Consider the following 22,056-nt stretch of genomic DNA (forward strand, 5'->3'; position numbering starts at 1 on the left):
ATCGAAAGCAAATGTGATTCAACCTATGCTACAGTCACCCTCCAAATATGCAATGGTGGAGGCTGTGCCAGTTTCGTCAAAGGTTTGGCCCGAGTCGAATCCGCTCAAACTTATCTACACCTCGTGATCGCGGGGCGTGGGCGGGTTATTGGGCTGGTGGGTGGATCGGTATTCCATAGCCGTCTTTCCGGTGTGTTTGCGAAATGCCCGTGAAAACGAGGACACACTTTCGTAGCCGCATTCGTAGGCGATTTCACTGATATTGAGCAGTGAGGACACGAGCAACTGGTGTGCTCGCTGCATCTTCACCTTCACAAGCAATTCATTCGGAGTCGTTCGCAAATGGGTGCGGATGTAGCGCTCAAGCGTCGACAGCGAGAGGTGGAAACTCTGTGCGATTTGTTGAATTGAAATCCCACCGGCGAGATTCTCATGGATGTAGGAGAGGATCTCGCTGATCACCGCATATTCGGCAGGCAAAGGAGTGTTGGAATTGACCTTTCTCGATACTCCAGTGGAGCCGATGATTTCCTTCTTCTGGTTCCGTACCGGAAGCTTGCTGGTTTTGCGCCACTCCACTCCACCTTCCGGTGTCATCACCAGTTCGGATTTGTTCACGATCGGCGGCCCTCCCGCGATAATACTGGAATCATCTTCTACGTAAATTTGCGCAAGTTCGGGTGGGAAACAATCCACGTCCCGCTTCCCGATCACCTCTGACCGCGGCATGCGCGCCTGGTCTGCGAGCGTTTGGTTGACAAACACAAAGCGACCCAGGCGGTCCTTGATCCAGAACGCCACCTCGGGCAGCATGTCCCAAAGTGCAATGTTCGGGGGACCGTCCTGCATCTGTGCCTTGAATTCGGATACACTGAATTCAGGGGCTGCACCGGCATCCAGATCGTAACTTGTCGGGGGTCTGTGTTCGGAATCGCTCATGATCAGCAAAATCTCAACATGCGTCGGGATTCAATCGATTCAGTACGTTGGTCGCAGTGCAATACCGCATTGGGCAAAGCATCTGACGAATCAGGTAAAGGATTGCAGGCAACTGATGATTGAAAACCCATCGCAAACCCATAGGATGTCACTATATCTCATGACTGGCAAGGCGTTCTCTGCAAACTCGCACAGCGGATTTGCCCCGAAGCCCCTCATGAATTCACGCCTCCAAAGACCAGTTTAAAAGCAAATCAGAACCCAATGCCCCTATGAAATCAAAACGAAAACTGAGAATGGGAATGATCGGTGGTGGACGCGGTGCGTTCATCGGTGCAGTGCACCGCATGGCCGCAAACCTGGACGGACAGGTGGAGCTGGTCGCCGGATGTTTTTCCGCAGATCCCGAAAAATCCCGCCTGTCCGGCGAGGATCTCTATCTGGACCCCCAGCGGGTTTATGGTTCGGTCGAAGCGATGATTGAAAATGAATCAAAACTGCCTGCCGATCAGCGCCTGGACTTCGTATCGGTGGTTACCCGCAACGACTTTCACTACGCCAACACCAAAGCCCTTTTGGACGGAGGGTTTCATGTGGTTTGCGAGAAGCCGCTCGCCCACAACATGGAACAGGCCGTCGACATGGTTCAACGGGTTCGCCAATCGGGGAAAATTTTTGCGCTCACCCATAATTATACGGGCTATCCCATGGTCAAGGAGGCTCGGGATTGGGTTCGCAGTGGAAAACTGGGACGCATTCTGAAAATTGTCACGGAATATCCTCAGGGCTACGCCGTTGGCAGCGTCACAGAAAGTGGTGAAGCCAAAATCAATTCCTGGCGTGCCGATCCCAAGGTCGCCGGAGCATCAAACTGCATGGGCGACATCGGAACCCATGCCGAAAACCTTGCACGCTACATCACGGGTCTCGAAATCGAAAGCCTCTGTGCCGATGTCAATACCTTCGCTCCGGGAGCTGTCATTGACGACGATGGCAGCATGCTTGTGCGCTACAAGGGAGGTGCTCGCGGAGTGCTTTTTGCCTCACAGATTTCGAGCGGTGACGAAAACAACCTGAACATCCGCGTGTGGGGGACCAAGGGTTCGCTGCAATGGTTTCAGGAACATCCGAATGAACTGATCTTCAAGGCAGCAGACCAGCCACACGAAATTCATCGACGCGGTAACAGTTACGTCTGCGAGGCGGCAAATGCAGCCACCCGCACCCCGTTTGGTCATCCAGAGGCCTACATCGAGGCATTCGCGAACATCTACCGTGAGGTCTTTCGGGCCATCCGGGATGACATCGACGGAACGTTCAAGTCCGTGGATGATTATGACTTCCCGAATGTAATCGATGGACTCGAAGGCATGACTTTTGTGGACACAGTTCTGCGCTCCTCCGCTTCCAAGTCCAAATGGGTGGATTTCAAACTCCCCAACTGAGCTGATTTGCATTCGACCCGTGTCCTGTTTGCAGGGCGAACCAACTGCCCACCGGGTGACAGACAGGACTCGGGTCGTGCCCAATCCTCCAGCTTGAGAACCTATCCCCCGACGGGTTCATAAAAATACCTTCCCAGGCCAAATGTGAAAATGGCGAGGCCGTAGACGGTGTGTTCAAGCCAGGGCAACCACAATTGGCGGGTGCGTCGGTAGGTTTCGGCAAACAACCAGCCCCCCATGAACGTCAACAGGATTGCCGTCGCATTGTCATACATCAGATGCAGCCAGGCAAACACCAGCGCATTGCTCCAGAACATTCCTCAAAAGGGAGACAATCCCATCAGTGCAAGAGCCACAAAGCCCAGATTGATCACACTGAGCACGACGATTCCCCCCAGAAAGCCAGTATGCAAACCACGATGCTTCAGCAGGCAGACCGAGATTGACCCGAGGAGGCAGAGCACCGTGAATGACGCAACCAAGCTTTCCCAAACGCCCCAGCGTGTGGATTGGAGTCCCCTGAGCAGGTACAACATCGGCGGATAACTGAGTCCGTAGCAGAGGATCGCAAGCAGAGATATCCCTCGGTAGCGTTCCTGGGTATGACTTGAACCTGCGACAGGCAGTCCCGCCGCAGGTATCTCCTCGATCTGGAAGTCGCGCCTCAACGCTTCAAGACAGCGCATGCATAGAAAGCCCCCTTCTGGTGAGGTACTGGCTCGGCCCGTCTTGAGGTCCGATTTTGGAAACACGCGTCGACACTCTTTACAGTGTAGAAATTGAGGGAGTTCATTCAAAGGAGGATTCATGGTGGACAACTTGAGATCCTCGGACACGTAACGCACAATTTCCAGCACTATTTCTCTCATACTATGAAATGTTTTGCCCCCAGTGCATCAAGCGGGTGAAGCCATATGCTATGGCAGCCAACCACCATGCTTGAGGAATGTTTTGACGCAAATTGAGAAGCAAGTGTAAGGTTTCAGGTTTTCTGTTGAAGCGGTTAAAAAATCGTCCGATGTTGAGACCAACTTCCCCCCATATCCGCACGTCCCACACGTTTCCTGAGCGGTCATTATCGCCCCATCGTAACTGCATTCTGCTTCCATGATTCACGTCTGCATCGTCATTGAACCCGCACACCGCTCGATTCCATCCATACGTGAATTGTTCAGCAACCGGGTGGTCGACCTGACCATTCTGTCCAGGGAAGAGTTGCTCACTCGGTCCAAGGAAGCACCTGTCCCTGATCTCATCATCATTTGTGATGAAACCGCGTCAGCAGCCCAGAAAGCATTGCAGACCATCGCGGGACGAGCCGCCTTTGCCACAACTCCCATCTGGGTTGCCACATCCCACACGGATCGTGACTTCTGCGATACCTGCTATACGCTCGGAGTAAGCGACATTCTGCAATTTCCACTGTTGCAATCAGAACTCCAGGCAAAATTGATCAGCCTGATAAACACTCATGCACATCACCAGATCGAACATCAGCTGAAAGTGCGTGAGGCAACACTGCGTGAGGCACTCGATACGGGAAAAATGGCCCATTGGGAAATTGATGTTCGTTCAAAGATCTGCACCTTCAACGACACGTTCTTTCACCTGCATCACACTTCGGTTGCCATGGTCGGAGGTTATCAGATTCCTGTCCAGGAATTCGCCAATCGTTTCGTACACCCCGACGACCGACATCTGCTTCTCAATCAAGAAAATGGGAACCGAACAGCCCCGACATTGAAGCAGTTCCACGAATTCAGCTATCGGGTTCTCTATGGAGACGGATCACGCGGCACCATGCATGTGCGCTACCATTTGCGCAGTGAAAATGGAGTGCTCAAGGCTCAGGGAATCTGTCGCGACATCACCGAGGAAACCGAACGCGAACGGCTGACCCGCGACTACAAGCGTCGGCTTGAAGCAACCCAAGCGGGCATTGATGCCGCAAATTTTGGGATCTACCAGGTCAACAACTCAGGATACATCCGCTACGCCAATGATCACGCACTCAGGATGACCGGATTTTCGCGGGATCAGCTCCTCTCCATGCATATCACGGAACTGGATGCCCAACTCGACCTGGAAACCTGGAAACGCCACCGTAAGCAAACCCTGCAGAAGGGAGGTCGCATGATCGAGACCCAACACCGCTGCAAGGATGGATCCCTGATCGATGTGGAGGTAACCGTTCATCCCTTTTTGCATGAGGGAAAATTTTCCAGTTTCTCCTTTGTCAGGGACCTCACCGAGTCCAAAAAAGTAGAACAGGAAAAAGAGCGGGCATTCCAGGCCATGCTCGAAGCCAAGGAATCCGCCGAACGGGCAAACCGATCCAAGGATGAGTTCCTGGCTGTCATGAGCCACGAGATGCGCACCCCACTCAATCCCATCCTCGGCTTCGCCAACATTCTGCGCAAAGAATGCACCGCAGAGCAAAACGAATACATTTCCATCATTTACGAGTCGGCAGAACGTCTCCGCAATCTCATCAGCGAAATCCTCGACTATATTCGCCTCGGAAAAGGCGATATCGAACCCAAACTGGCAGAATTTGATCTGCTTGAACTGTGCCAGACATCCTTTTTGGATGCTCGCCAGCAGTTTGAGGGAAAACCGATTCAACTTTCATTTATCAATGGATTTGCGGAGCATGCCCCCATCTCCCGGGATTACTTCGTTCGCAGTGACTCACACATGATCCTGCGCATCCTCGACAATCTGCTGATCAACGCCTGCAAATACACGCCCAGCGGGAGCGTACACTTCCACGTAGGTTGTGATGTTCGCGCGGAGGAACCTTCTCAGACACAGTTCTTTGCCTCTGTCGTTGACACGGGCATCGGCATCGGACCCGAAGCACTTCAAAATATCTTTGATCCTTTTACACAAGCGGATAGCTCCTACTCACGTAAGTCTGAGGGCGTGGGACTCGGACTCTCCATCTGCAAAAAGCTCATCGATCTGCTCGGCGGAGCCATTGCGGTCGAGAGCCAGCCAGGCAAGGGTTCCACATTCCGAGTGCAAATTCCTCTTGAACCCATCAAAAACAACACCACACGACCTCGACATGCAGATCCGGTTGAATGGAAAGCATTACCCGGAAATCCAAACATCCTCATCGTGGACGACACGGCGAACAATGCCAAAATCGCCAGCATCATGGTTCGCAAGGTGGGCTGCCGAAGTGAATCGGTTTGCGATGGTCATGCCGCGATCAGCCGGTGCGCCGAACAGGCCTTCGATCTCATTTTAATGGACCTGAGCATGCCGGGTATGGATGGCATGGAGACCACGCGCCGACTCCGCCAGACACCGGGTCCCAACCAGAATATCCCCATTGTGGGCTTGAGCGCTCATGTTTCACACACCGTGCGTCAGCAGTGCACGGATGCAGGCATGAATGGCTACCTCGAAAAACCCATCCAGGCCGAAGAGTTACAGGAAACGCTTTGGAAACATCTCGCGGCTTCCCCATAATCCCAATCTCACTGCTCTGCAGCAGGAATACGTTGCAGGCGCAGTGCTTCTGACACTGTCACAGCACGCAAGCCCCTGGCACGCATTTCTGCCAGAAGTTCAGGCAATACGTCGATGGTTTCTTTGCGAAACTCGTGCATCAGAAGAATCGCTCCGGGTTCCAGTCCTTCGATCGCACGCTCGAGAATGGATTCCGCTGTCGTATCCTGATTCCAGTCTTCTGTGCTCGCACTGGCAAAAATGGAAGGCATTCCAAGTGAGGCCAGGAGAGATTCCACCCGTTCATCCTGACTCAGATAGGGCGCCCGAAAAACCTGAGGGGCACTGCCAGTTGCTGCAATCACAGCCTCCTGACAGCGCAGGATCTCAGCATGCAATTGATGTCGGCTGTCCAGTTTTGCCAGATTCGGGTGTGTGAAGGTGTGGTTTCCGATCTCATGCCCCGCTTCCTGTAATTGTTTCAATACGTCCGCTTCAGCTTCAACGCGCTCACCGATCACAAAAAAGGTAGCCACCGCATCGTGCTGTCCAAGGATTTGGATCAGATGCAACGCATGTTCGCGCACAGGTCCATCATCAAAGGTCAGGCATACGATGGGTTCGTCTGTGTCAATCCGGCTGACGTTCTCAGCACAGACCGGTGTGACTGAAGCAATGCATCCGAGAATGAAGAGTGGAGAATAAATCCGCATATCCGGCCATTTGAGCACGGAATCCTGAAAAATCAATGGAGGAATCCCTGCTCCTCTCATTTCGACCGTTCAAAACGAATGTGCCGAAATCCCTTCGTCTCTCAACATCCCAAAGACGACACCAGGAGAAATCGGCGAGTCCGTTACCTGTTATTACCAAAAGCGATCTTCCGGTTTGACCTCGCCACGCGTCTCCCTAATTTGGCCACTTCACTGGCAATCAAACCTGTGTAGATGCCCACTCCTGGGCTTGCCACTTCCTTTTTTCATGAAATCCATCCATCAAATATTTTTCATTCCTCTTCTCAGTGTTGCGACCTGCTTTTCCACTCTGCATGCAGATCAGATCGAAACCACAGATGGTTCCATCCTTCGGGGGACCATTACCGCCATTCAGGATGGTGTCATCAAGCTCGACACTCCCTGGGCGGGTATCATTGAGATCCAACAAGCAGCTGCGACCCGAATTTCAGTCGAATCGGACCTGCAGGTCGTACTGACAGATGGCACGCAAACCACACTGTCTGCATCCGCTGAAGGTGCTTCTGCTATTCCCGCAAACCGCATCACATTGGCAGGCACTTCCGTGGATGTCGGCGAAAACAATGCTACTGCCGCAACACCCGAAACCGTAGCTGCATCCGTCTGGAAGTTTGAAACCGCTGTAGGAATTCACGGAAAATCCGGCAACAGCAACAAACAGGATTTCTCCGGAAGCTTCGCCGCCATCCGGGAACGGGAGAAAGATCGTCTCGAATTCAACCTGCGCTATCAAATGTCCAAATCCGAAACTGCAGGTCGCCATTCGGAACGGACTGCCGATGAAGCCATTGCAAAAGCCGACTACACCTCATTCTTCCTGCCGACAGTCGGTTGGTACCTGCGGGAAACGCTCGAACAGGATCGCTTCGAAAACCTCAAACTGCGGAGCCTCAGCTCTGCTGGTCTTTCCTGGAAGGCACTGACCACTCCTCAAACCTCTCTGGAGTGGAATGCGGGGATAGCCCTTCGTTACGAGTCTTATGGGTTTGATCTGGATCGGGACGGTGTGGAGGATCGAACGGGAAGCACCAGCGAACCAGGTGTCACCGTTGGACTCAAATTCAAATCCTCCCTGACGGATTGGGCAGAATGGGCAACTGTGATCGATATCAATCCAATCTTTGACGATTTCTCCGACTTTCGCCTCGATCATGTGTCGACACTCGATATGCCACTGGGAAGCTCGGACCGATGGAAACTCCGCTTCTCTCTCGCCCACCAGTACAACTCAAAGGTACCGGATGCAGTGGATAAGCTCGATACCACTTACGCATTGAGCCTGCTGCTGCAGTGGAAGTGAACCACTGGGCACCGGATTCGCCCTGCATCAGTCGTTCACGTTCTCTTCCGTCGCAACTTTGGATTTCGGCACAAGCAGGTAGTGCACACTTGCACCCACAAGCTGAATTCCAATGAAAAAATAGTTGAACATGGCCGCGCCTCCCTCACTTGAGAACCCGCGCGGACCCGCAACGACCATGCTGAAAATCAGGGCTACCCCTACGGCAAGGCTCATTGATGTGCCCAGCCCGATGCGGCCGCGCTTCACCGCGCGCAGTGCTTCCCAGGCAACCAGCCAGATCGCAAACAATGGAATGGAATACATGGGAAATGCGATGATCGCTGCTGCAGCGCCAAAGCCATCGCCCGCTACTCCCAGAACCTGTCGCAGAAAGAGCAGGTAGAGCAATCCTGCCGCAAACGCGATGAACGGGTAGCAAAACAGGGTCGCCACATGGGCGACAAATCGATTCGAAATCATGCCGTAACTTTGTGCAGGAATCGAAAATCCACAAGTACAAGCCACCCTGATTTCCGGTTCTACCCGAACATCAGAGCGGCAGCCCAATTTTCCGCTTCTTTATTCTTACTTTCCCTGCATCAAGCGGCGCGTGCGCAATCGCAGCCCCTGCAGGTGGATAAATCCGGTAGCGTCGTCGGGATGATAGTCACTCTTGACTCCCTCCATCGATGCAATGTTCTCATCGTAGAGTGAAAGCGGACTCTTGCGACCCACCGTAAGCACGTTGCCTTTGTAAAGCTTCAGACGCACCGTTCCGGTCACCGTCTCCTGACTCTTGTCAATGAATGCCTGCAGTGCTTCCCGCTCGGGGCAAAACCAAAATCCATTGTAGATCAGCTCGGCATAACGCGGAATCAAGCCATCACGGGTATGCATCAGGTTGCGATCCATCGTGAGGGTTTCCATCTGGCGATGCGCACTCATGAGGATGGTACCGCCCGGTGTTTCATACACCCCACGGCTCTTCATACCCACAAAACGATTTTCGACGATGTCGACACGTCCGATACCGTGTTTCCCCGCAAGCTTGTTCAGCTTTTTGATGATATCTGCAGGTGCCAGTGTTTCACCATTGACCGCAATGCAGTTGCCCTGTTCAAAGTGCAGCTCAACGTATTCCGGGGTGTCCGGTGCATCCATCGGATCAACCGATAGTTTGTACATGTCCTTGTTTTCGGGTGTGGATGGGTCAAACCACGGATCTTCCAAAATACCAGCCTCGTAGGAAATGTGCCAGAGGTTGCGGTCCATCGAGTAGGGTTTTTTCGCGCTCGCTTCAACCGGAACTCCATGCTCACGGCACCACTCAATCATTTCCTTGCGTCCGGGGAACGTGTCCCGAAATTCCTGCATGCGCCAGGGACTGATGATCTGCAGATCCGGCGCCAGGGCCGCAAAGGTGAGTTCAAAACGAACCTGATCATTGCCCTTGCCGGTGGCACCATGGGCCAGATGGGTTGCACCTTCCTTGCGCGCGATCTCCACCATGGCCTTCGCGATGAGCGGTCGCGCAATCGACGTGCCCAAATAGTACTGACCTTCGTAGATCGCATTACCACGCACCATCGGATAAACAAAATCAGAGCCAAACTCGGCAACAAGATCCACCGTATAGTGGCGTGTCGCACCGGTCTTGATGGCCTTGGCTTCCAGGCCATCGAGTTCCTCTTCCTGGCCAACATCGGCCGCAAAAGTGATGATCTCCGCGTCGTATTTGTCTTTGAGCCAACGCACGATAACGGAGGTGTCGAGTCCTCCCGAGTATGCCAATAAGATTTTCATAGATGGATCAGGTGGTCAGTTGCTAACGATTCAATTCCACAAGCGTGGCGAGAATCGCCTTCTGCATGTGCAGGCGATTCTCCGCCTGGTCAAAGATGATGGAGTTGGGCATTTCAAGCACTTCGGACTCCACTTCCTCACCTTTGTGGGCAGGAAGACAATGCATAAACAATGCTGTCGGTTTCGCAAGACTCATCATCGCGCGTGTCACCTGATAGGGCTGCAGCATGTCTTTGCGCAGCTGCGCCTCCCCTTCATCGCCCATGCTTACCCAGACATCCGTATAAATCACATCGGCATTGGAGCAGGCTTCACCCGGATCGGTGGTGAACCGGAAACTGCCCTGCAAGTCGGATGCATTCACAAGATCACGAATGCGCTGGCCCGGCTGGAAATGGTCCGGTCCACACAGCACAACTTCCATGCCCATCATGCATCCTCCCAAAATCCAGGAGTTCGCCATGTTCGAGTCGCAGTCTCCGATGAAAACAAGTTTGCGTCCGCGCACATCCTCCAACGAAGGAACCGATGGGGTCAGTTTCTCGGCGATGCTGAATGCATCAGCGTAGATCTGACAAGGGTGAAGAAAATCCGTCAACGCATTGACAATCGGCATGCTGCCTTCACGGGCAAACTCTTCAAGAATCTCGTGCTCGTATGCGCGAATCACCATGCCGTGCAGGTAGCGCGATACGACCCTGGCGGTGTCCGCAATGCTTTCGCCCCGGCTGATCTGCATGCTGTTCAGATCCAGAAACAATCGATGCGCGCCAAGTTCACCCAGTCCGACATCAAATGAGATTCGGGTGCGGGTGCTGTTCTTGAAAAACAACATGCCCCAGCTCTGCCCCGCCAGTGGCAAGGGGGATTGGGACTTTCCACGGTTGGATTTGAGTTCATGGCAACGCTCGAAAATGGTTTCGAGTTCGGACAAACTGAAATCGGTTTCTTTGAGGAAGTGACGAATGGTTTTCATATTGCGGTTTTCGGGGGAGTTCGAGAGATGTGTGAAATGCGGACCGGGCCTAGTCCACATTGACAATTTCGGTTCCGATGCCCTCATCGGTAAAGATTTCCAGCAGCAGGCTGTGCGGCATCAGTCCCTCCACAAAGTGGACCCGTTTCACGCCTGATCGTATGGCCATGCACGCACCTTCAACTTTGGGAAGCATGCCCTTTCCGATCACTCCCTGGCGCACCAGTTCTGGCACCTCATCCACCTTGAGTGAAGAAATCAAACTGCTGCGGTCGCTGGGGTCGCGAAGCAATCCGGGAACATCGCAGAGAAACACCAGTCGCCGACAAGCCAGCGCACGGGCAACCTGGGCCGCTGCCAGATCCGCATTGGTGTTGTAGGGCTGACCTTGCGCATCCACTGCAACTGGCGAGATCACCGGAATCGCAAGATTGGAAAGATTCTTTCGGATGAGCGAGGTGTTCACGCTGGTAATCTCACCCACATAACCGAGATCCACCGGATTGCCATCCGCATCTTTCTCAAGGCGACGGCAACGCAGCACATCGTTTCCGCGCAATGGAGCCGGATTGCCGCCCAGGCTGGTGATCATGTCGCAAATTTCGCGATTGACCTGCTCGTTGAGGGTTTGCTCCACGATGCTGACTGCCTCCTTGGTCGTATAGCGCAGGCCGTTGCGAAACTCGACTTCAATTCCCGCCTGTTCCATGCCTCGTGAAATCGCTTTGCCGCCTCCGTGCACCACCACAACATGCACTCCCACCGAGGCGAGCAGTGTGAGGTCGCGAGCGACCTGCAGACGCTTGCTGACGTCAGGATCATCCATGAAACTGCCACCATATTTGACGACAAACACCGATCCCCGAAAGTTCTGAAAGTAGGGCAGCGCCTCATTGAGGACTGCAGCCTTGGTCTGCGCATCAATTGCGCTCAGTTTGCTTTGCAATGACATGAAATCCTCCTACTCCTTCATATTGAACGTAATGTATTCCGGCGTCAGGTCGCTGGCTATCAGACGAGTCTCCGCTTCCCCCATACCCAGATCGACGTGAATCTCAAACTGCTTCCGGGCCACACATTCCTTCCATTTTGGGAGGTTTTCATCCCTGGGGGTGCCCTTTCGCACGACCGCAGTTCCATCATAGTCCATGCACAGTCGATCTTCGTGTACCGGCACTCCGGAGTACCCAACCGCCGCAATCACACGCCCCCAATTGGGATCGGAACCTGCCCATGACGATTTGACCAAAGGGGAATGGGCAATGGCGTAGGCAACCTGACGTGCGTCCGACTCGTTGTTCGCACCTGTGATCCGCAGCGTCACGACCTTGGTGATCTTTTCACCATCCCCCACAATCAGGTAGGCCAGGTGTTCACAAACCTTCAGCAGTGCTTCCCGAAAGCAGCGTTTGAATGCATCGTCTGCCTCCGCCCACTTGACCTGCGAGGCACCATTGGCAAAGCAGAGCACGGTGTCATTGGTACTCATATCGCCATCCACCGTAATCGCATTGAAGGATCGGTCTGCCGCTGCCTTGAGTTCAGCCTTGAGAGATGCCGTATCCATCTCCAGGTCGGTGCAGAGAAAGGCCAGCATCGTCGCCATGTCAGGCCGGATCATGCCCGCTCCTTTGGCAACTCCCGAAACGGTGACTGTTGTGGAACCGTTGGTGATGCGCAGTGTGCATTTTTTGTTGCGCGTGTCCGAAGTCAGGATGCAGTTTGCAAATGCAAGTCCATCTGAAGGTTGCGAACCGAGTGCGTCAGCCGCATCCGCAATGCCCTTGCGAATCTGTGGCATGGGTAACTGCCGCCCGATGCGCCCGGTGGAGCAAACCAGAAAACTGTCTTCGGGGGTCTGCATCCGCTGTGCTGCCAACGCCGCCATCTCCTGTGTATTGGCCATGCCTTGCTCTCCGGTACAGGCATTTGCATTGCCACTGTTGGCCACCACTCCGTGCAGCAGCGTGCCCTTGGCCAATACGTCTTCATCAAAGCTCACCGGTGCCGCCCGTACCCGGTTGCGTGTGAAAACTCCAGCTACGGTGCAGGGAGTTGGCGAATACAGAATGCCCAGATCAAGCTGACCATTCTGCTTCAGTCGCACGTCTGCATGGATGCCGCTCGCCAGAAATCCGGGCACATCGGTCGGGCCGCTGCTGTTCTCACACTTTTCAACCTTCCACTCCTGCATATCAGTCCTTCTGTTGCTGATGGGATGGATTCCGCAACCCTTGATCAGGGCAGCAATCCATCGGTTTCTTCAAATCCGTACTTTAAATTCATAATCTGCACCGCCTGTCCACTTGCCCCCTTGAGCAAGTTGTCAATGCATGAGGTCAGGATCCACCGATTCGTGCGTGGATCCTCGCAGATCGAAAGATCCACTCGATTCGATCCCACTACTTCCGCCGTATCCGGGGTTTGACCCACCGGAAGAATCGATACAAAGGGTTTGCCGGCATAGGCCGATTCCCACACCTTCCGGGCCTGCTCCAGCGAAGCGGAGGCAACCGGGTCCACTACGATGGTCGAGGCAATGCCACGGTTCATCGGCACCAGATGAGGCGTGAACTGCACCACCGTTGCGCAGCCCAATGCGCGGCTGAGCTGCTCCTCAATTTCAGAAAGGTGCCGGTGCTTGGGGATGCCATAGGCTTTCACGCTTTCGTTGCGCTCACAAAACAGGTAGGTCTCCGCCAGTTTTTTCCCCGCTCCACTCACCCCGCTGACACTGTTCACGATGATGCTGTCCGGGTTGATCAAACCAGCCTTTGCCAATGGCAACAATGGCATCAGGATGCTCGTTGGATAACAGCCGGGAGAAGCAATCAGAGAACACTGAAAATCCGAAGCATCCGCCAGTTCGGGTAGAATGTAAACCGACTGGCTCAGCAGCTCTGGCGCCGGATGCTCGCCATAGAACTCACGATAGGTGTCTGCATTGTTCAGACGGAAATCGGCACTTAAGTCGATGATGGATTTCCCTCCGGCCAACAGTGCCGGGGCATACTCCACAGCCACTCCATGCGGCAGCGCCAGAAAAAACAATTCGACATCGGGATGCTTTGCCAGTGCTTCCACATCCGATGCAGCGATGCGAAGCGCATCCCCACGTCCCCGCAATACCGGAAATATGCTCGACGCAGGCTGACCCGCCAACTGCCGGGACGTGAGCACTTCCAGATTCACCTTGGGGTGTCGCGACAGCAGTCGCACCAATTCAGCACCGGAATATCCCGAGGCTCCAATAATTCCAACTTTCATGTTCTGACTCATAAGACGAGACTCTCAGTGGACTTTTCCCCAAAGTGCTTTGATATAAACACAAAGACCCTCTCGGGCGAAAAGCCTTCGGAGGGTCTTTGAAATTCGTTCGCGGAATGCAGATCCAATTAACGCTTGGAGAATTGGAACCGCTTGCGTGCTCCTGGGCGACCCACCTTCTTGCGTTCCTTCGCTCTGGGGTCACGCTTGATAAAGCCCGCCTTTTTCAGCGGTGAACGCAGTTCCGCATTCATCTTCTGAAGAGCACGTGCAATGCCGTGTGAAATGGCAACGGCCTGACCTGCAGGACCTCCACCCTTCACCGATACCTTCACATCGATATCTTTGAGCATGTCTACTTCCTTCAGAGGATTCAGGGCAAGATTCGACAGTTCGTCGGTGTAGCAGTAAGTTTTCAGGTCCTTGCCGTTGACGGTATGTACTCCCGTTCCGCGGGTCAGACGAACGCGGGCTGAGGCTTCCTTGCGGCGTCCCACCGCAACATAAACCTCTTCAGTCTGTTTTGTTAAAGTCGACATCGTTGGTGGTTATCGTTTTGACTAAAAGTTGAATTCCTTGGGTTCCTGAGCTCCATGCGGGTGTTCGGCACCTGCATAAACCTTCAAGCGAGTCAGCATCTGGGAAGCAAGGCGATTCTTGGGCAACATTCCCTTGACCGCATGCTGGATGATGAACTCAGGGCGTTTTTCGCGGTAGTCAGACAGCGAGCGAACTTTCGCTCCACCCATCCATCCCGAGTAGGACATGTATTCCTTCTGGATTTCCTTTTTGCCAGTGACCCGGATCTTGTCAGCATTGATCACGATGACAAAATCTCCCGTATCCACATGCGGGGTGTAAATTGCGCGATGCCTGCCTCGCAAAACATTTGCAATGCGAACCGCCAAACGCCCGAGCACCTGATCTGCTGCATCCACAACATACCATTCGCGGGTAACCGTTTCTTTCTTTGCGAGTGTTGTTTTCATTTCAGAAAAAAGGAAGATACAAAGTGTTTCCCAAAACCCTGTCAACGATTGAAAATGAATTCCTCAAAAAAAGAATCCCCTCACCCTCAGGTGAAGGGACCTTCAAAAAACAGGGTTCAGGTGAATCAGAATCCAGCCGTAAAGGAGACTCCCCACCATACACGGGTATCAGCCTCGACCAGTTCATCACCCGCATCAGGTGCGTCCGGGTCCAAGCGGGCGATGCGACCTCCAACAGCGAAACGAGCATAACGCGTGAAGCTGTAGGAGTAATCAATCATGAATCCCGCATAGTTGCTACCGACATGAAAATCCGTGGTTCCGACATAACCCGTGAACAGCAGTGCGGACTTTTGGTCGATAACGATGGCATGCCCGAGTGAACCCTCAAATGTCAGCATGTCACCATCTGTATCTGCATAAACATAGAGGGACGGATTGAGGGGACCCTTCCAAGTCAGTCCCAGAATACCTTCCGTGGCAGAGTCCTCACTGAACGGCAGGAACTGATAGTGGCTCACGCCAAGATCCACTGCAAATTTTTCGCCAAAATGAAATTCTCCCCCCGCATAGTATTCATGCATCTTCACGCGGTTGTCGTCCTTCTCCGTTGGCAGGGCGGTGCGGACACCGAAGTAGTAAGTGTCGAGGCCCGAATTGATGCGTCCTTCAGCAGAGGGTGTAAACGTATCACCCGCAATTTGAAATCCACGGAAATTGAACTCCGATTCAAATGCATAAGTGGCACTTGCCGAAAAGTCAGTATCCTGAGCGAAAGCACTGGATGCGGCGGTTAAAAGCAAAGCGGGCAAGAAGGCAATCTTCTTCATGTTCATATCGGTGGATAGGGTTCAGTGTTTCGGTCGTGATGCGAAGGACCCGAAACGAGCACTTCGATTGACTTAGATCGTTTGTTATTTTTGGTAGGTTTGTCCACTACAAAATCTGAAACTACCTGCGTTATCAATGAAATTTCCCCAGCAAATCAGCCTGATCATGGGCGCAGTCGGCGTTGCCATCGGAGCCTTTGGAGCACACGCACTTGGCCCGGCTCTCGAACAATATGGAAAAGTGGATATCTGGAATACCGGCATACAGTATTTTTGGGTCCATACCCTCGCCTCACTGGCGATATCGTTCGCACGTCCCCATACTCCCAGGGTTGCTTGCACGGTCATCATCTGGCTTGCATCGATCCTGCTCTTCTCCGGCTCCCTGTTTGCCCTGTCGCTTGGTGCCCCAAGCTGGGTGGGCGCCATCACGCCAGTTGGGGGCATTGGCTTCATCATCGGTTGGTTGCAACTGCTGTGGATGCGTGAACAAACCTGATTTCACACCCAGCGGAAAAGCTTTGCGCATACCGCTGCAAGCCTGTCTACACCTCACTCCGGATATCGTTTCAAAATCAGTGCAACCCAAAAGACCCCGAATCCTATCCGGGAGCACTGGCGTTGAATCCTTGCCATCCGACACGATTCTGTCCTACTACTTACCTACCACCTATGAGCAATACACTCGAATCTCTCAAGAAACTGACCACCGTGGTCGCTGACACTGGCGACTTCGAAACCATCCGTGAGTTCACTCCGCAGGACGCGACGACCAACCCGTCCCTGATTCTTAAAGCGATTCAGCAGGACCAGTATCGTCCCCTGTTTACGGAGACCGTCAAACGCGTCGCACACGATACTTCCGCCACAGGCGAAACGGTCATCGACCTGGCCATTGATGATGTTTTGGTGGCATTTGGCATGGAGATCCTCAAGATCGTGCCTGGACGCGTATCGACCGAGGTCGATGCACGCCTTTCGTTCGACGCAGCCGCATCCGTTCAGAAGGCCCGTGACCTCATCGCACTCTACGAAGCCAAAGGCATCGACCGCGACCGGATTCTCATCAAACTCGCCACCACATGGGAAGGCGTTGTTGCCGCCCAACAGCTGCAATCCGAAGGCATCAACTGCAACATGACCCTGTTGTTCTGCCTCGCCCAGGCAGTAGCCTGTGCCCAGGTCAATGCAAAGCTGATCTCGCCCTTTGTGGGCCGCATTCTGGATTGGCACAAAGCCAAAACCGGTGAGTCCTACACTTCAGACAAGGATCCCGGAGTGATTTCTGTGCGAGAAATTTACCACTACTACAAAAAGTTCGGGCACCCGACCGAGGTCATGGGGGCCAGCTTCCGCAATACCGGAGAAATTTTGGAACTCGCAGGCTGCGACCTGCTGACCATCAGCCCGAGCCTGCTTGAGGAACTCGCAGCATCCAATGCTCCCGTCGAAGCCAAACTCACTCGTGAGGCCGCCGAAGCCAGTGATATCGAGCGTATTTCACTCAATGAGGCCGGTTTCCGCTGGGCGTTAAATGAAGACGCCATGGCAACTGAAAAACTGGCGGAGGGCATCCGGACCTTCGGCAAGGACATGCTCAAGGTGAGAAGCATGGTTCAGGAAGTTCTGGCAGACCTTTGATCTCCACGATGCGGAACCACTCCATCGCCAAGTTTGAATGGACAAAAATAGCAATCGGGGGCGGCATGCAGGTTCATGACGCCAGTCTGCCCGCAAAAGGGTGGACAGGATCCTTTGCTTGCCCTGAGATGCACATCCGATGAAAGACTTCAAGCAGCACATTCGCACGGTTCGGGGCTGGCCCCTTCCCGAGGTCAACTTTCGCGACATCTCCACGCTCTTTGAGAATGGAGACAGTTTCGCCCAGGTCATTGAAGTCTTTGAAGCCAAGATCCGGGAGTTTCGCATCAATCGAATCGCTGGCGTGGATGCCCGTGGGTTCATTCTCGCAGGCGGACTCTCCGCCAAAACGGGGCTTCCCATGGTCATGGTGCGAAAAAAAGGGAAACTCCCCCCTACAACCATCGAAGCCTCCTACGAACTCGAATATGGCGAGGCTGCCGTGGAAATCCGAACAGATTCCTGCAAACCCGGAGACCGGGTGATGATCCTCGATGACCTGATCGCTACTGGAGGTACCCTTTCCGCTGCTTCACAACTGATCCAACAGCTCGGAGGTACGGCAGCACTGATCGCAGCCGTGATCGATCTGCCAGAACTCGGAGGTTCCGCAAAACTCAGGTCCCAGGGACTTGAGGTATTCTCGCTCTGCAGCTTTACGGAAGACGAGTGAGCTATACCCGGAGACGGCAGCTGCCGGAACCCCGGAAAATGCACCTTTGCCACCCATTGTGCAGGCAGACTGTGCAGCATTGTGAATCGTTTCAATAAGACGAACAAGTCGCGCTCGACATTCCAGGATTCGGGCAAAAAAATTGCCTGAATCAGGTAAAATCCAACAGGTGAACTCCGCTATGTTCCCTTTAACCGGATTTAGCCCGATTCAGGCATCCTTATCATTCCAACAAGATCCAAAATTTGGGTTGATGTATGTGCCGTAAGCGTCCGCAAAAAAGTGGTATTTGTCAACACCAAAACACAAGATATTGGGGTAAGATTTGAAAAATTTCCCATATATTGGGATATTGACAACCGATTGCAGTCATTTTGCGACCCAATGCAGTTGTGTCCGGATTGCACGTTGCACAACATTCTGCCCGTGCATGCATTTCCTCAAACTTTCCACCACCCACCCGATTGACGATGCTCACAAGGAATCGCTTGTATCCCGGTTCGCATTGGGGTAGGCATTGGGCAACGACACCAGCCTGTTCTTGAATCACCTGCTGCCTGACATCATGCGTATGCTTTGCATCATCGGCCTGGGATTTGCGGTTGCCGGGGGCCTCAGCCACCACCTGCCCCTTCATCCCATCGAGATTTTTGCCCATTTCCAACCCTGGGTAATGACCTTGACGCTTGCGCTTGCCCTGGTAGCAGTGCTTCGGCAATTTGCCTGGCTGGCATTGGCCTTGACCACAGCTGGCATCTATCACCTGCTGTTCATGCTGCCCTACCTGAGCTTCGATGCTCTTCAGCGGCAGCAACCCGACTCTGGGAGCTTGCCCACGCTGCGTGTGCTTCAGTTCAACATCAATGCGGACAATGCTCACTATGATGCAGTAGCAGCTGCAATTGAAGCCGCCGATGCCGATGTGATGATCATCTGTGAAGCCACTGTGCATGTGCTTGACCGGTTGGAACACCTGCATGAGCAATACCCCCATCGCATCGAAGCGGCCAGGTGGCCCCGGCAGTCCATATTGGGGGTCAGTGGTACGGTATTGTGGTCGCGCTTCCCCTTCAGCGATTCGGAAACTCTGGAACTGGCACAGGGCAACATCCAGATCTGTCGCGCCACCGCCATGGTGCATGGAACGTCCCTGCGCGTCTACGCAGCCCATTTGCTGGCTCCCCGAAGCGATACTCAGATCCTTCAACGCAATCAGGGCATGCACGAACTCGCACAACTCATCGCAAGTGATCCCGTTCCCAATACCCTTCTCATTGGAGACCTCAATCAGAGCGTCTGGGCACCGCCCACGCGCAAGCTCCTCCAATCCACCCAAATGTCATCAATCCTTCAGGGTCACATGTTTCTGACGACCTGGCCCAGCTCGACCTATCCCTTCGGTATTGCGATTGACCACATGTTCTACCGTGGTGTTCTCTCCCATCGGGCCGTCAACAGCTTGCCCGGACGTGGTTCCGACCACCGCATGCTCGTCGCCGAATTTTCCATCAACACAGCACTTCCTCATCCATCACCATGACAGCATCCCTCCCCTATCGCATCGCTACCCTGATTTTTATGGAACACGCTGACGGTCGGCAGCTGCTGTTGCAGCGCCGCAAGGCACCCAATCAGGGCCTGTGGACCCCCATCGGGGGAAAACTGGAGACGAGCGTGGGCGAGTCGCCTGTGCAATGTGCCGTGCGTGAAGTTCGCGAAGAAGCGGGAGTTCACATCCAAGAATCCGAACTGCACCTCTTTGGTTACCTCGCCGAAAAAGCGTACGAGCATGAGTGTCACTGGCTGATTTTCCTGTTCCACTGTCACCAGAAACTTCATTCCCTGCCAGAAGCAATGGATGAAGGGAGTTTTGCCTTTCATGCCAGGCAAGAGCTACACCATTTGCCCATGGCACAGCCCGACCGTGAAATCCTCTGGCCGACCTACTGGAAACACCGTGACGGCTTTACAGGCATCCGCGTGGAATACCACGATCTCAATCACAACCCTCAACCCTTTACGATCACCATCGAGTCGGGATCCCAGGCAAACCTGGCTGCTCCAGGAACTAAGCCCAGAAAAGGCCCGCAAGACAACCGGTCATGAGGCAGGCGAGGGTTCCCCCCACCAAGGCTCGGGGAGCAAGCCAGCTGAGATCAGCTCGCCGATCAGGTGCCAGCGTCGATATGCCCGCAATCTGGATACCGATCGATGCAAAGTTTGCAAAACCACACAAGGCATAGGTCATGATGACCAGACTCTTGGGATCCTGCATGACACCTTCACGCATCGCCTGTCCCATGTTCAGATAGGCGACAAATTCATTCAGCACGAGCTTTTCTCCCAACAGGCGACCCGCGTTCAGCAGCTCACTGGGATGAACCCCCATCAACCACGCAACAGGCGAAAAAACCCACGCAAACCCCCATTCCAGCGATAGCGATGCATGCGCACCCTTGCTTGTTTGTTCAATCCAGGCATCCAGTCCTGTCCATCCCCCAATACTCCAACTGAGCATGGCATTGATCATGGGAATGAATGAGGTGAACACGATCAGGATCGCTGCAATGATGAGGGCAAGCTGCAACCCCTGTGCCGTACCACGCGTGGCGGCGTCAAAAACGTTGCTGCCCAGCTCTTCCTTGCTGACGTTAAACTCCCGGGTATAGGCATCCTGCTCCGGAACCATCAGCTTGGAAAAGACGATCGCCGCGGGGGCCGAGAGAATGGAGGCCGTGATCAGATGACGGGCAAACAACACATTCTGCGTTCCATCATCACCGCCGAGAAAGGTGATGTAGGCAACCATGACTCCTCCAGCAATGGTCGCCATGCCGCCCGTCATCATCGCACACAATTCACTGCGCGTCATGTTGCTGATGTAGGGACGAACCATGAGCGGAGCCTCGGTTTGCCCCACAAACACATTAGCGGCAACGGCAAAACTCTCTGCTCCCGAGAGGCGCATCACTTTGTTCATCAACCAGGCAAAACCCCGAATCACCAGCGGCAAAATCCCGAGATAGAACAACACCGTCGAAATGGCGGAAAAGAAGATAATCGAAGGCAGCACTCGAAATGCAAAGACCGCTCCGGTGCTTTCCGCATTGTCCACAAAACTCCCAAAAATGAAACGTCCACCCTCCTGGGAAAACGCAAGCAGCTGCACCACTCCTTTTGCGATCCACTCGATCACCGCTGCAGGACCCGAAACCTTGAGAAACAGAACTGCAAGCACCAACTGCAGCAGCACTCCCCCTGCCACCAGCTTCCAATCGATGCGTCGCCGATCACTGCTCATCATCCAGGCGATCACCAGAAAAACCAATACCCCCAATACCGCCCGCAAAACATCCATCATGGGTCGCATTCCATAATGAACCTCAATGCAATTGACCAGCACTTTGTTCGCACAGAGCGAGTTTCAGCCCCTTCATCTGTTGAAGATCACCTCGCAGAAATTTTGAAGGGTTTTACCTCAGTCCGGTTTAACACGATGCATGAGCCACTTCCTTCGCACCATTCCCATCCTCTGCATCCTTTCAGCCCTTGTGATGCTGAGTGCATGCACGACAGCTCCTGCACCCACACCTGGCTCCGATCTTTCCTCCACCCCTGCTTCAACGCCTTTCAATCGAATTGATGCCTCCCAGCTGCAAAAGGGTATGGCCGTTGATAGCGTCACTGCAGTCCTGGGATCACCCACAAAAATCGAATCCTTTGAACGCGAGGGGAAAACCTTTGAAATACGGGAATACCGTCGCCGCTTCAGCCAATTTCAAGGCACCGAGGCAACCGGACTGGAACGCATTCCCTACATCGATCCCGTTACAGGAGAAGAGCGCGAGGAGTTGGCACCTGTCATGCAAAATGCAACAGTCAATCTGGTAGAGGTCACGGAACTGCTGTTGCATGAAGGAGTCTTGCTCGAGTGGAAACAAAATCTCTTCAAACTCGGAACTTCCTACCAATAACACCGCAGACGACTCGCTCCACC

Annotated in this window: 23 protein-coding genes; 9 read left to right on the forward strand and 14 right to left on the reverse strand. The window is 53.7% G+C overall.

The window, feature by feature from the left end; all coding sequences use genetic code 11:
- Positions 1 to 114: 114 nt before the first annotated feature.
- On the reverse strand, positions 115 to 939 hold the full coding sequence (locus ABQ298_12295) for an AraC family transcriptional regulator (protein MEQ9825154.1): 825 nt from the start codon (positions 937 to 939) through the stop codon (positions 115 to 117).
- A gap of 272 nt (positions 940 to 1,211) precedes the next feature.
- Between ABQ298_12295 and ABQ298_12300 the strand changes: the two genes are divergently transcribed.
- Positions 1,212 to 2,384 carry a Gfo/Idh/MocA family oxidoreductase gene (locus ABQ298_12300; protein MEQ9825155.1) on the forward strand — a complete coding sequence of 391 codons (1,173 nt, stop codon included), beginning with the start codon at positions 1,212 to 1,214 and terminating at the stop codon, positions 2,382 to 2,384.
- A 101-nt stretch (positions 2,385 to 2,485) separates the two neighbouring features.
- Here the strand turns inward: ABQ298_12300 and ABQ298_12305 are convergent, their stop codons facing one another.
- Together ABQ298_12305 and ABQ298_12310 are read right to left on the reverse strand one after the other, a co-directional pair.
- Positions 2,486 to 2,701 (reverse strand): CPBP family glutamic-type intramembrane protease, encoded by a 216-nt coding sequence (locus ABQ298_12305; GenBank protein ID MEQ9825156.1) that lies wholly within the window; start codon positions 2,699 to 2,701, stop codon positions 2,486 to 2,488.
- A 3-nt stretch (positions 2,702 to 2,704) separates the two neighbouring features.
- Positions 2,705 to 3,070: a hypothetical protein gene (locus tag ABQ298_12310; protein MEQ9825157.1), complete on the reverse strand. Its 366-nt coding sequence runs from the start codon at positions 3,068 to 3,070 to the stop codon at positions 2,705 to 2,707.
- 421 nt (positions 3,071 to 3,491) lie between these two features.
- On the opposite strand from ABQ298_12310, the gene ABQ298_12315 reads away from it, so the two are divergent.
- Positions 3,492 to 5,864 carry a response regulator gene (locus tag ABQ298_12315; protein MEQ9825158.1) on the forward strand — a complete coding sequence of 791 codons (2,373 nt, stop codon included), beginning with the start codon at positions 3,492 to 3,494 and terminating at the stop codon, positions 5,862 to 5,864.
- 8 nt (positions 5,865 to 5,872) lie between these two features.
- Here the strand turns inward: ABQ298_12315 and ABQ298_12320 are convergent, their stop codons facing one another.
- Positions 5,873 to 6,556 (reverse strand): polysaccharide deacetylase family protein, encoded by a 684-nt coding sequence (locus tag ABQ298_12320; protein ID MEQ9825159.1) that lies wholly within the window; start codon positions 6,554 to 6,556, stop codon positions 5,873 to 5,875.
- A gap of 268 nt (positions 6,557 to 6,824) precedes the next feature.
- On the opposite strand from ABQ298_12320, the gene ABQ298_12325 reads away from it, so the two are divergent.
- Positions 6,825 to 7,898, forward strand: coding sequence for a DUF481 domain-containing protein (locus tag ABQ298_12325; GenBank protein ID MEQ9825160.1), 1,074 nt, complete (start codon positions 6,825 to 6,827; stop codon positions 7,896 to 7,898).
- Positions 7,899 to 7,925: 27 nt separating this feature from the next.
- Here the strand turns inward: ABQ298_12325 and ABQ298_12330 are convergent, their stop codons facing one another.
- The 9 genes from ABQ298_12330 to ABQ298_12370 all read right to left on the reverse strand — a co-directional run bounded on the left by ABQ298_12330 (position 7,926) and on the right by ABQ298_12370 (position 15,745).
- The gene (locus tag ABQ298_12330) at positions 7,926 to 8,360 is read right to left on the reverse strand and encodes a hypothetical protein (GenBank protein ID MEQ9825161.1); all 435 of its coding nucleotides are present in this window, start codon (positions 8,358 to 8,360) and stop codon (positions 7,926 to 7,928) included.
- A 105-nt stretch (positions 8,361 to 8,465) separates the two neighbouring features.
- Positions 8,466 to 9,683 carry an argininosuccinate synthase gene (locus ABQ298_12335; GenBank protein MEQ9825162.1) on the reverse strand — a complete coding sequence of 406 codons (1,218 nt, stop codon included), beginning with the start codon at positions 9,681 to 9,683 and terminating at the stop codon, positions 8,466 to 8,468.
- 22 nt (positions 9,684 to 9,705) lie between these two features.
- Positions 9,706 to 10,659, reverse strand: coding sequence for an ornithine carbamoyltransferase (gene argF, locus ABQ298_12340; protein MEQ9825163.1), 954 nt, complete (start codon positions 10,657 to 10,659; stop codon positions 9,706 to 9,708).
- Positions 10,660 to 10,708: 49 nt separating this feature from the next.
- Complete coding sequence (gene argB, locus ABQ298_12345) at positions 10,709 to 11,611, reverse strand: acetylglutamate kinase (protein MEQ9825164.1); 903 nt, start codon at positions 11,609 to 11,611, stop codon at positions 10,709 to 10,711.
- A 9-nt stretch (positions 11,612 to 11,620) separates the two neighbouring features.
- Complete coding sequence (gene argJ / locus ABQ298_12350) at positions 11,621 to 12,853, reverse strand: bifunctional glutamate N-acetyltransferase/amino-acid acetyltransferase ArgJ (protein ID MEQ9825165.1); 1,233 nt, start codon at positions 12,851 to 12,853, stop codon at positions 11,621 to 11,623.
- Between the two features lie 44 nt (positions 12,854 to 12,897).
- A complete protein-coding gene (gene argC / locus ABQ298_12355; GenBank protein ID MEQ9825166.1) occupies positions 12,898 to 13,926 on the reverse strand; it encodes an N-acetyl-gamma-glutamyl-phosphate reductase in 1,029 nt (342 codons plus the stop codon).
- 128 nt (positions 13,927 to 14,054) lie between these two features.
- The gene (gene rpsI / locus ABQ298_12360; GenBank protein MEQ9825167.1) at positions 14,055 to 14,465 is read right to left on the reverse strand and encodes a 30S ribosomal protein S9; all 411 of its coding nucleotides are present in this window, start codon (positions 14,463 to 14,465) and stop codon (positions 14,055 to 14,057) included.
- Positions 14,466 to 14,486: 21 nt separating this feature from the next.
- Complete coding sequence (gene rplM, locus ABQ298_12365; protein MEQ9825168.1) at positions 14,487 to 14,915, reverse strand: 50S ribosomal protein L13; 429 nt, start codon at positions 14,913 to 14,915, stop codon at positions 14,487 to 14,489.
- Positions 14,916 to 15,040: 125 nt separating this feature from the next.
- Positions 15,041 to 15,745 carry a hypothetical protein gene (locus ABQ298_12370; GenBank protein ID MEQ9825169.1) on the reverse strand — a complete coding sequence of 235 codons (705 nt, stop codon included), beginning with the start codon at positions 15,743 to 15,745 and terminating at the stop codon, positions 15,041 to 15,043.
- 136 nt (positions 15,746 to 15,881) lie between these two features.
- Here ABQ298_12370 and ABQ298_12375 point away from each other — a divergent pair, with 136 nt between their 5' ends.
- The 5 genes from ABQ298_12375 (at position 15,882) to ABQ298_12395 (ending at position 20,165) form a co-directional block, all read left to right on the forward strand.
- Positions 15,882 to 16,244, forward strand: a complete 363-nt coding sequence (locus ABQ298_12375; protein MEQ9825170.1) for a DUF423 domain-containing protein — start codon at positions 15,882 to 15,884, stop codon at positions 16,242 to 16,244.
- Between the two features lie 173 nt (positions 16,245 to 16,417).
- Positions 16,418 to 17,386 carry a transaldolase gene (tal, locus tag ABQ298_12380; protein MEQ9825171.1) on the forward strand — a complete coding sequence of 323 codons (969 nt, stop codon included), beginning with the start codon at positions 16,418 to 16,420 and terminating at the stop codon, positions 17,384 to 17,386.
- Between the two features lie 139 nt (positions 17,387 to 17,525).
- Positions 17,526 to 18,059, forward strand: coding sequence for an adenine phosphoribosyltransferase (locus tag ABQ298_12385; protein ID MEQ9825172.1), 534 nt, complete (start codon positions 17,526 to 17,528; stop codon positions 18,057 to 18,059).
- Between the two features lie 541 nt (positions 18,060 to 18,600).
- Positions 18,601 to 19,599, forward strand: a complete 999-nt coding sequence (locus ABQ298_12390) for an endonuclease/exonuclease/phosphatase family protein (GenBank protein MEQ9825173.1) — start codon at positions 18,601 to 18,603, stop codon at positions 19,597 to 19,599.
- The gene (locus ABQ298_12395; GenBank protein MEQ9825174.1) at positions 19,596 to 20,165 is read left to right on the forward strand and encodes an NUDIX domain-containing protein; all 570 of its coding nucleotides are present in this window, start codon (positions 19,596 to 19,598) and stop codon (positions 20,163 to 20,165) included. Before ABQ298_12390 ends, ABQ298_12395 begins: the two co-directional genes overlap by 4 nt.
- Here the strand turns inward: ABQ298_12395 and ABQ298_12400 are convergent.
- Positions 20,128 to 21,420 carry a nucleoside transporter C-terminal domain-containing protein gene (locus tag ABQ298_12400; protein MEQ9825175.1) on the reverse strand — a complete coding sequence of 431 codons (1,293 nt, stop codon included), beginning with the start codon at positions 21,418 to 21,420 and terminating at the stop codon, positions 20,128 to 20,130. The genes ABQ298_12395 and ABQ298_12400 overlap by 38 nt on opposite strands.
- A gap of 139 nt (positions 21,421 to 21,559) precedes the next feature.
- Here ABQ298_12400 and ABQ298_12405 point away from each other — a divergent pair, with 139 nt between their 5' ends.
- Positions 21,560 to 22,033: a hypothetical protein gene (locus ABQ298_12405; protein ID MEQ9825176.1), complete on the forward strand. Its 474-nt coding sequence runs from the start codon at positions 21,560 to 21,562 to the stop codon at positions 22,031 to 22,033.
- Positions 22,034 to 22,056 lie beyond the last annotated feature (23 nt).

The organism is Puniceicoccaceae bacterium, assembly GCA_040224245.1.
GTDB lineage: Bacteria > Verrucomicrobiota > Verrucomicrobiia > Opitutales > JAFGAQ01 > JAKSBQ01.

Excerpts from the sequence above, each read along its gene's own strand:
- ABQ298_12385 (MEQ9825172.1), top strand. The coding sequence starts at position 17,526 with ATGAAAGACTTCAAGCAGCACATTCGCACGGTTCGGGGCTGGCCCCTT.
- ABQ298_12300 (MEQ9825155.1), top strand. The coding sequence starts at position 1,212 with ATGAAATCAAAACGAAAACTGAGAATGGGAATGATCGGTGGTGGACGC.
- ABQ298_12315 (MEQ9825158.1), top strand. The coding sequence starts at position 3,492 with ATGATTCACGTCTGCATCGTCATTGAACCCGCACACCGCTCGATTCCA.
- ABQ298_12320 (MEQ9825159.1), bottom strand. The coding sequence starts at position 6,556 with ATGCGGATTTATTCTCCACTCTTCATTCTCGGATGCATTGCTTCAGTC.
- rpsI (MEQ9825167.1), bottom strand. The coding sequence starts at position 14,465 with ATGTCGACTTTAACAAAACAGACTGAAGAGGTTTATGTTGCGGTGGGA.
- argJ (MEQ9825165.1), bottom strand. The coding sequence starts at position 12,853 with ATGCAGGAGTGGAAGGTTGAAAAGTGTGAGAACAGCAGCGGCCCGACC.
- ABQ298_12335 (MEQ9825162.1), bottom strand. The coding sequence starts at position 9,683 with ATGAAAATCTTATTGGCATACTCGGGAGGACTCGACACCTCCGTTATC.
- ABQ298_12405 (MEQ9825176.1), top strand. The coding sequence starts at position 21,560 with ATGAGCCACTTCCTTCGCACCATTCCCATCCTCTGCATCCTTTCAGCC.
- ABQ298_12395 (MEQ9825174.1), top strand. The coding sequence starts at position 19,596 with ATGACAGCATCCCTCCCCTATCGCATCGCTACCCTGATTTTTATGGAA.
- ABQ298_12330 (MEQ9825161.1), bottom strand. The coding sequence starts at position 8,360 with ATGATTTCGAATCGATTTGTCGCCCATGTGGCGACCCTGTTTTGCTAC.
- argF (MEQ9825163.1), bottom strand. The coding sequence starts at position 10,659 with ATGAAAACCATTCGTCACTTCCTCAAAGAAACCGATTTCAGTTTGTCC.
- ABQ298_12310 (MEQ9825157.1), bottom strand. The coding sequence starts at position 3,070 with ATGCGCTGTCTTGAAGCGTTGAGGCGCGACTTCCAGATCGAGGAGATA.
- ABQ298_12305 (MEQ9825156.1), bottom strand. The coding sequence starts at position 2,701 with ATGTTCTGGAGCAATGCGCTGGTGTTTGCCTGGCTGCATCTGATGTAT.
- ABQ298_12325 (MEQ9825160.1), top strand. The coding sequence starts at position 6,825 with ATGAAATCCATCCATCAAATATTTTTCATTCCTCTTCTCAGTGTTGCG.
- ABQ298_12370 (MEQ9825169.1), bottom strand. The coding sequence starts at position 15,745 with ATGAAGAAGATTGCCTTCTTGCCCGCTTTGCTTTTAACCGCCGCATCC.
- ABQ298_12400 (MEQ9825175.1), bottom strand. The coding sequence starts at position 21,420 with ATGATGGATGTTTTGCGGGCGGTATTGGGGGTATTGGTTTTTCTGGTG.
- tal (MEQ9825171.1), top strand. The coding sequence starts at position 16,418 with ATGAGCAATACACTCGAATCTCTCAAGAAACTGACCACCGTGGTCGCT.
- ABQ298_12375 (MEQ9825170.1), top strand. The coding sequence starts at position 15,882 with ATGAAATTTCCCCAGCAAATCAGCCTGATCATGGGCGCAGTCGGCGTT.
- argC (MEQ9825166.1), bottom strand. The coding sequence starts at position 13,926 with ATGAAAGTTGGAATTATTGGAGCCTCGGGATATTCCGGTGCTGAATTG.
- argB (MEQ9825164.1), bottom strand. The coding sequence starts at position 11,611 with ATGTCATTGCAAAGCAAACTGAGCGCAATTGATGCGCAGACCAAGGCT.
- ABQ298_12295 (MEQ9825154.1), bottom strand. The coding sequence starts at position 939 with ATGAGCGATTCCGAACACAGACCCCCGACAAGTTACGATCTGGATGCC.
- rplM (MEQ9825168.1), bottom strand. The coding sequence starts at position 14,915 with ATGAAAACAACACTCGCAAAGAAAGAAACGGTTACCCGCGAATGGTAT.